A 2,265-nucleotide genomic window follows, 5' to 3' on the forward strand; every position below is an offset into this window, starting at 1 on the left:
GCGAGAACCCGTTCTCTAACACCGCAGCATCCCCCACCAACATCGTCCAACGTAAATGTCTTTGCGTATGTTGCTACTACTAATAAGCTACTGAGTAGGGTAGATACTGCGGGGAAGGGTTGGGTGCGCGGAGGGACGCTGCGGCTCTAACACCGCAGCATCCCCCACCAACATATAACAACGTAAATGTCTTTGCGTATGTTGCTACTACTAATAAGCTACTGAGTAGGGTAGATACTGCGGGGAAGGGTTGGGTGTGCGGAGGGACGCTGCGGCTTCCAACACCGCAGCATCCCCCACAAGCTCCCATCTACGTAATTGCCTTTGCGTGAATGGCGAATACAAAAAAGCTATTGCCAAGGGTAGATACTGCGGAGAAGAGGTGGGTGAGCGGAGGGGTTTGCGCAGCGTTAAGCAACAATAGTTGCCGGGCTGTAGGGGGAGTGATTCACAAGTCTTCGATTTTTTATGTTGCGAAAGCTAGGCTTTAGACTTTTTTGTTGTAGCGAAGTAAATCCCGGAGTAGCCTTGATTAGCAGGGAAATGTGTTGATGATATTTTTGTCCTGCTGAATGCCCTATCCATAAATGTTGACTAAAACAATTTTTCGATTGGGCATTTAGGGAGCCTGCCTTCCACACTACTCCCACCCCTATCATCTCAAAACACCCATTTATTCAAACAATTTGTTGAACCCCATGCACGAAGAACAAATAGAATGGACTGAAATCATTGAACCAAAAGCGCATCTCTTCGATCTTAAACTCAAAGAAGTATGGCGCTACCGCGACTTATTGGTGATGCTGGTACGCCGCGATTTTGTAGCCACCTACAAACAAACCATCCTGGGGCCTATCTGGTTTTTTATCCAACCCCTGCTTACCACCATCACCTATATGCTCATCTTTGGCAATATTGCCAAAATATCTACCGATGGCCTACCCATGGCGGTATTTTATATGGCCGGCATCACCATCTGGAACTATTATGCCGATAGCCTCAATAAAACCGCTACGGTATTTAAAGACAATGCCACCATTTTCGGGAAAGTATATTTTCCCCGCCTCATTATGCCCTTGTCAATTGTAGTGTCCAACTTAGTGCGCTTGGGTATACAACTGAGTTTATTCATCCTGATATGGGGTTATTACTTCTTTGCCGGTGCAGCCCTGCATCCCAATTCCTATTTGTTGCTGGTGCCGGTGGTGATTGTGCTAATGGCTTTGCAAGCTTTGGGATTGGGTATGATGATTAGTGCGCTGACCACCAAGTACCGCGATCTGGTATTCCTGCTCACTTTTGGGGTACAGTTGTTGATGTATGCCACACCGGTCATTTATCCCATGAGTGCTTTACCTGCCAAGTATGCCACCCTCATCCGTGCCAATCCGCTTTCCGAGCCGGTAGAGTTATTCCGCTATGCTTTTACCGGTTCCGGGCAAATTAGTTGGGGTGCTTTTGGCTATAGTGTGGCCAGTACCTTGGTGTTGCTTACCTTAGGCACCCTTATTTTTAACCGGGTAGAACGCCGTTTTATGGATACCGTGTAAGTACGCCAAGAAAGTGAATGCAGGCAGTTCTAAAACGCAAAGCAGCGTGCTGCTGCGGTTTATGGCGCAGTAAGGCTTTCAATCAGTGTTTACCTGAAGGCAGCTTGTGCGCTGCAGCCGTTTACACCACTTGGTTGTTGCACCCCGGCCTCATTCGGTGCCCGTTCAGCCAATGAAGATGGGGGCATTAGCGGGAAGGGTTGTTACCCCCAATGGGTAAAGGTTGATTGTAGGTAAATTTTACAGCAGTTTGTTGTTGTACCGCTGTTGTAACTTGGTTCCCGGTAGCCCGTAGTCGTCATTTTTAGGCAAAAGCGGATGGAGCCTTGATTTTTTTGTCACTGTTTGTATCCAAACAAAAAGTGAAATAAAGATGATTAGCAGTAAAACATTTTTTTGCTTCTGCAAGCGATAGTCCGTTGCGGGCTCATGCAACATTACCCTATCGATTGGTGGGGCGCCAACTGATAGAACCGTTACCGCCACAGCCAAAAAGCCATTAATTTTACCCCATGCAACCTGTTATACAAGTAGAACAAGTAAGTAAGCAATACCGATTGGGCGAAGTAGGCACCGGCACCCTGAGCCACGACCTGAAGCGCTGGTGGTACCGTGCCCGGGGTAAGGAAGACCCTTATGCCCGTATTGGCGAGGTAAACGACCGCAGCAGCAAAGGCAGCAGCGATTATGTATGGGCATTACAACACATTGGATT

At 47.7% G+C, this 2,265-nt stretch carries 1 protein-coding gene and 1 pseudogene; both read left to right on the forward strand.

All coding sequences use genetic code 11. The features are described from left to right. The first annotated feature begins 698 nt into the window (after nucleotides 1-698). Complete coding sequence (locus tag A0F92_RS05390) at nucleotides 699-1,550, forward strand: ABC transporter permease (RefSeq protein ID WP_068242512.1); 852 nt, start codon at nucleotides 699-701, stop codon at nucleotides 1,548-1,550. Nucleotides 1,551-2,062: 512 nt separating this feature from the next. Further along, nucleotides 2,063-2,265 (forward strand): annotated as a pseudogene (locus A0F92_RS05400) (ABC transporter ATP-binding protein); the annotation flags it as partial.

It is taken from the genome of Hydrotalea flava (assembly GCF_001623405.1).
Lineage (GTDB): Bacteria > Bacteroidota > Bacteroidia > Chitinophagales > Chitinophagaceae > Hydrotalea > Hydrotalea flava.